The sequence below is a fragment of the Methanocalculus sp. genome (assembly GCF_029762515.1).
Taxonomy (GTDB): domain Archaea; phylum Halobacteriota; class Methanomicrobia; order Methanomicrobiales; family Methanocorpusculaceae; genus Methanocalculus.
Genome location: NZ_JARVGN010000118.1, coordinates 1 through 5611 on the forward strand (window position 1 = coordinate 1; position 5611 = coordinate 5611).

Annotated in this window: 5 protein-coding genes and 2 pseudogenes; 1 reads left to right on the forward strand and 6 read right to left on the reverse strand. The window is 53.4% G+C overall.

The genetic code is table 11. From position 1 onward, the window contains the following. Positions 1 to 184 (forward strand): annotated as a pseudogene (locus QCH34_RS05570) (flavodoxin family protein); the annotation flags it as partial. A 28-nt stretch (positions 185 to 212) separates the two neighbouring features. Here QCH34_RS05570 and QCH34_RS05575 read toward each other — a convergent pair. From QCH34_RS05575 to QCH34_RS05600, 6 genes and pseudogenes are all read right to left on the reverse strand, one after another. Beyond that, complete coding sequence (locus QCH34_RS05575) at positions 213 to 1841, reverse strand: Na/Pi cotransporter family protein (protein ID WP_300331409.1); 1629 nt, start codon at positions 1839 to 1841, stop codon at positions 213 to 215. A 38-nt stretch (positions 1842 to 1879) separates the two neighbouring features. Next, positions 1880 to 2749: an acetylglutamate kinase gene (argB, locus tag QCH34_RS05580; protein ID WP_300331412.1), complete on the reverse strand. Its 870-nt coding sequence runs from the start codon at positions 2747 to 2749 to the stop codon at positions 1880 to 1882. Then, on the reverse strand, positions 2746 to 3891 hold the full coding sequence (gene argJ, locus QCH34_RS05585) for a bifunctional ornithine acetyltransferase/N-acetylglutamate synthase (RefSeq protein ID WP_300331415.1): 1146 nt from the start codon (positions 3889 to 3891) through the stop codon (positions 2746 to 2748). Before argJ ends, argB begins: the two co-directional genes overlap by 4 nt. After that, positions 3888 to 4373 (reverse strand): CBS domain-containing protein, encoded by a 486-nt coding sequence (locus tag QCH34_RS05590; RefSeq protein WP_300331418.1) that lies wholly within the window; start codon positions 4371 to 4373, stop codon positions 3888 to 3890. The genes argJ and QCH34_RS05590 overlap by 4 nt, the downstream gene beginning before the upstream one ends. Before the next feature lie 10 nt (positions 4374 to 4383). Then, positions 4384 to 5376 carry an N-acetyl-gamma-glutamyl-phosphate reductase gene (gene argC, locus QCH34_RS05595; protein WP_300331421.1) on the reverse strand — a complete coding sequence of 331 codons (993 nt, stop codon included), beginning with the start codon at positions 5374 to 5376 and terminating at the stop codon, positions 4384 to 4386. Between the two features lie 53 nt (positions 5377 to 5429). Continuing rightward, positions 5430 to 5611, reverse strand: a pseudogene (locus tag QCH34_RS05600) (hypothetical protein); the annotation flags it as partial.

Genomic DNA, 5611 nt, shown 5'->3' on the forward strand with positions numbered 1-5611 from the left:
GAACTTCTTCTCGTGGCTCGGCTTCTCCATCCCTGATGTTGCGATCACCTCGTGGGTGGGGGAGAATGACGAGGATACTACCCGCGACTGGGAGAAGATTGAGGGAAACCCCTACACACAGGAGGATCTTGAGAATATGGTGCACAGTTCCCTCCGCCTCTCATGCTCGCTAAAGGGGATCTGATTCTCCCATCAGTTGCCAACACGCCTCGTTATTCTGGCTGAGGTATCTCTTCCCAGAGCTGAGAGTACTCCTCAGTCAGCTTCCTGATATCCCTGATCTTCCCGTTGGCTGCTTCAAGGATGGAAAGGACCTCGAGGTACCGGGAATCACCGCTCTCATTCAGCTGTGCAATACGCTTCAGGTAGAGTGAGTATTCAAGGTTTAATGCACGCTGGAGTTCGATGTCCCGTGCACGGAGAGAATTGATTGTTTCCTTATTTGAATGGGGGAAGTTTTTTGCGAGCTCCTGGATATTGCCATCAAATATACGGTAAATCCCACGCATCGCTTCAACCTGTCCTTTTGGAAACGGAGTTCCTTTTCTGTGGGCATTGCGGCCGACTTTTGCCAGATCACGAGCGAGATCACCGAGCCGTTCAAGCTCATTTGAGATCCTGACAAGGAGCACTGTCTTCTTTCCCTCAGTCTCGGGCAGTGCCTGCCTTGAGAGGACGAATACCGCTTTCTCAATCTCCTCATCGATATAGTCATTGACAAGTTCCAGTTTCCCTGCCTTCTGGTATACACGGGGTGGTTTTGCTGCATCAAATACAGAGATTGCAGCATCAAATGCCCGATGCGTAATCTCATAGAGGTATTGAACCTCCTTTTCAATGAGGGGCAGCACTTCACCGGGCGACTCCGGCATATCCTTTCGAAGTGCAACGGTTCGGAAGAGAATCTCTTCCTCTTCGCCGGGAACAGCACGGATGACGAGACGGGCAAATGGGTGCAGTGCAACAATAAAGATCCCGGAGGCGACGACATTGAAGACAAGATGGGCATTTGCCACCTGTTGCGCCTCTGTTCCCCCGATCAAGGCGATCAAATCAACAAATGGCCCCAAAAATGGAAGAATCAGAAGCACACCCCCGATATTAAAGATGGTATGGGCAGCCGCCGCCCTGCGTGCATAGAGGTCGAGACCGCGTGATGCAAAGAGTGCCGTTGTCGTGGATCCGATATTTGCGCCGAGGAGGAAGGGAATCGCCTCGGGCATCGTGATCATGCCCTGCTGGGCGAGGATGACGACGAGACCGGTTGTGACAGAGCTTGACTGGAATGCGGTTGTCACCAGGAACCCGACAAAGATGGCAAGGGGGAGAAAAGCGATGCCGCCGAGGAGTTCAAGGACCAGTGGATCGTTTTTGTAGGGATCGATCCCTTCATTGACGAGTGTCAGCCCGAAGAAGACGAGACCGAAGTAGAAGAGCGGTTTTCCAAGGAACCTGTATCTCCCGCCGATAAGCCCGATCAGAAACCCGGCAATGATGAAGGCCGGGCCAAATGAGGTGAGTTTAAACGCAACAAGCTGGGAGGTGATGGTGGTTCCGATATTTGAGCCGATGATGATACCAAGGCTCTGGACAAACGAGATTGTCCCGGCATTAACCAGGTTGATGGCGATCACCGTCGTCGCTGCACTTGACTGTACCAGTGCGGTGATCCCTGCACCAAGCAGGAGGCCTTTGTAGCGATTGGTTGTCAGATCTCCAAGGATGGTGGCAAACCGCCCCCGTGCAACAGCCAGGATCTCTTTGCTGAAGTTCTCAATACCAAAGAGGAAGAGGATTACTCCCGGAACAACAGTGAAGATCAGCTCCCAGGTGGCAACCATAGCAAAAGAATGATGGATTGTTCAGAATAAAAAGGAATCTATCCCCGGATCATTGTTCCAACACCAAGATCGGTGAAGAGTTCGAGGATGAGGTTATGCGGGGCATTGCCGTTGATGATATGGCAGCGCTCGACTCCATTTCTGGATGCATAGATGCATGCGCCGAGTTTTGGGATCATGCCTCCCTGGATGGTACCGTCTGCGATCATTGACTCCACTTCGGCCAGGGTGAGCCGGTGGTAGATCTTCGTGCGTGACAGATCCATCACGCCATCAACATCGGTGAGCGATACAAGCTTGCCTGCATCAAGTGCCACGGCAAGCTCGCCTGCCATCGTGTCTGCATTGATATTGAGGTTATTTCCCGCCTCATCGATTGCAAGCGGTGAGATGACCGGGATATAGCCCGAATCAAGCAGAGTCCTGAGGAGACCGGGATTTACCCGCTGGATCTCACCGACAAACCCGAGATCCACCTCTTCCTCGCGATCCTCGATCATCACCTTCTGGGCATCCATCTTCCGTGCGATGACAAGGTTCCCGTCGTTTCCGGATATCCCGACACCACGGGCGCCGTTCTGTGCTATCAACGAGACGATGGTGTTGCTGATCTTTCCGGCAAGCACCATCATCGCGATCTCAAGGGTGTCCTGATCAGTAACCCGGAGCCCGGCAACAAACTTCGGCTCTTTGCCCATCGCCTTCATCTTCTCGGTGATCTCCGGTCCTCCGCCATGCACGAGCACTACCCGCATCCCGATGTAGTGGAGGAGGACGGCATCCTCGATGACGGTGTTCATGATCGCCGGATCGACCATCGCATGGCCGCCGAGCTTGATCACGATCGTCTTTCCATGGAACTGCCTGATATAGGGGAGTGCCTCCATCAGGACGTCTTCGCGTTTCATGTCGTATACTTCCCATTAATCTCTACGTACTTCTCGGTTAAATCACAACCCCATGCGGTTGCCTCGCCTTCCCCGGAATCGAGATCAATCGAAAAGACGACCGTATCACCCTTCATCGCCGCCTTTGCTGCTTCAAGATCGGCAGTGATCTCTCCTTTCCTGACAAGCGGGGTCTTCCCTTCACCTGTTCCAATCCAGAGGGAAAGATCCGGGATCTCAAAATCCACTCCTGCATATCCGGCTGCAGCGACAACCCGGCCCCAGTTTGGATCCTGGCCATAGACTGCGGTCTTGACAAGGGGGCTTGTCACGACGGTTTTTGCAATCTTGCCTGCATCTTCTTCGGTTCGTGCTCCGGAGACGATCACTTCGATCAATTTCGTCGCACCTTCACCGTCCCGTGCAATTGCCTGTGCAAGCTGAATACATGCGGCAGTCAGGCTCTCTTCAACCTCATTAATGGGAACTTTTCCTGCCTCACCTGTCGCTGTCAGGAAGACGCAGTCGTTTGTTGAGACATCGCCATCAACGACGATCCGGTTGAAACTTCGTGATACGGCCCTTTTGAGGATTGCATTGAGATCGTTCTGTGATACTTCCGCATCCGTATAGATGAACCCGAGCATCGTCGCCATATTCGGGGCGATCATGCCGCTTCCTTTCGCGATCCCGCCGACAGAAAATCCATTGCCCTGAACAAGAGCATGTTTCTCCACAAGATCGGTCGTCATGATCGCCCTGGCTGCCTGTACCTCAGCCTCTTCAGAGGATGAGAGTGTAAGAGATCCCGCCTGCTTTTCAATAAGATCGAGGTTCAGGTACCTCCCGATGACACCGGTGCTTGCCACCCCGACACGCATCGGATCAATCCCAAGTGCCTCTCCGCCGATCTCGGCCATCCTGATTCCATCCTCCATGCCCCGCCTGCCGGTATAGGCATTTGCACACCCGGAATTTGCGATGATTCCTTCGAGGCTGTTCTTCCTCATCCGCTCTGCCATCAGGTCGATGACGGGTGCCCGTGCCTTATTCTGGGTAAAGACTGCGGCAGAATTTCCCGATGCCTTTATGAGCGCAAGCCCGTATTTCCCCTCTTTTATACCGGCGGCAGTTACACCGGCGACGCCACAAATACTCTTCACTCCGCCTCATCCTCCTTCTTCTTTCCAATCCCCTCGATGATATCCGCACGGGTTACGATCCCGGCAAGTACTCCATCCCTGAGGACAGGTAAGCGGGCAATACCTTCACGGAGCATCAGCCGTGCTGCCTCCTCAATCGTATCCTCAGCCTCGATGGTGATGATCGGATAGCTCATCACGGATCTGACCGGGCGTGATCCAATATCCGAAAGAGCTTCCTTGGTCTTTTCCCAGTTGAAGAACTCGCGGATCGGGATCTCTATCACTTCAAGAGGGGATGGGAGCCAGAGGTCTTCGCTTGGCCCTTTCACCGAGAGGAGTGCAAGGATATCGGATTCGGTGATCATCCCGATTAAGTTCTCTCTATCCATCACCGGGAGTCCGCCGATCTTCTTCTCACGGATTATTCGCGATGCTTCGCGGATCGTATCCTCTGCCTGGATCGTCACCGGGTTTTTCGTCATAACTGCTTCTACATTCATTGGAAATACCTCATGGTGTGGCTGATGGGAAGAGGAGTCCTGTTGTCTCTTCAAGCCCGCAGATAATATTCATGTTCTGGACTGCCTGCCCGGCTGCTCCTTTCATCAGGTTATCGATTGCTGATATGGCGACGATCCGCCTGCCCCCCTCTTCAACCTCAAAGGCGATATCACAGAAGTTTGTTCCCCGCACAAACCCGAGTTTTGGTGCCTGGAGCCGGATGAAGGGCTCATTCCGGTACATGTGTTCAAACCGCCGCCTGACCTCGTCGGTAGTGACAGGGCGCTCGGTGATGATGTGGGCGGTTGTCAGGATGCCCCGGGTCACCGGAACAAGGTGCGGGGTGAAATGGACGCTGGCCTGAGATCCGAGGCGGGAGATCTCAAGCTGCATCTCAGAGAGATGGCGATGTTGTGTCCATTTGTATGGATTGATATTATCTGCAACATTGGGGTAATGGGTCGTCTCGGAGACGGTGTCTCCAGCTCCGGATACGCCGGTCTTTGAATCAAAGATGATCGTCCTCGCCAGATCTGCAACCGGGGCTGCTGCCAGTGTTGCTCCGGTTGGGAAACAGCCGGGATTTGCGACGAACGTTGCTCCGCGTACCTCGTCACGGTGGAGTTCCGGGATGCCATATGGCGCTTCAAAGTATGCAGTATGGGAAACGCCGTAGACATCTTCATAGATTGATTGCGGAAGCCGATAGTCTGCTGAGAGATCAATTGTTTTTATCCCGCGTGAATGGAGTGAGCCTGCATACTGCATTGCTACAGTATGGGGAACAGCCAGAAAGACAACATCGGCATCGACATCATCTACATCAGGGTTTGTATAGGTGAGATCAACAAAACCCTTCAGATGGGGTTGATCCCGGCTGATCGGTGTCCCTTCAAGTTTTCGGGACGTGGCACAGGTGAGTTCGGTATCGGGATGGAGGGTAAGGAGCCGCATCAGGTCTCCACCCGCATAACCGGATGCTCCGATGATCGCAATATCCATACATGCTATCTTGCAGAGCTTGGATAAAGGGTTTTACCCTGTTGGGCTGATGGCTACTCTGCCCCACCGGGAATCGGGTGTCCTGTCCGCCTGAGGAGGTCGATTCCGAGTTGTTCGATCGCATCGCGCGATTCCAGTTGTTCGAGGAGATCTTGTGGCAGACCGCCTTTGCCTAATTTTGCGCCGATATATGCTCCGCAGATGAATGCTATTGTATCCGTATTTCCTCCGGCTT

Coding starts and splice junctions, on each gene's coding strand:
- QCH34_RS05575 (WP_300331409.1), bottom strand. CDS start 1,841: ATGGTTGCCACCTGGGAGCTGATCTTCACTGTTGTTCCGGGAGTAATC.
- argB (WP_300331412.1), bottom strand. CDS start 2,749: ATGAAACGCGAAGACGTCCTGATGGAGGCACTCCCCTATATCAGGCAG.
- QCH34_RS05590 (WP_300331418.1), bottom strand. CDS start 4,373: ATGAATGTAGAAGCAGTTATGACGAAAAACCCGGTGACGATCCAGGCA.
- argC (WP_300331421.1), bottom strand. CDS start 5,376: ATGGATATTGCGATCATCGGAGCATCCGGTTATGCGGGTGGAGACCTG.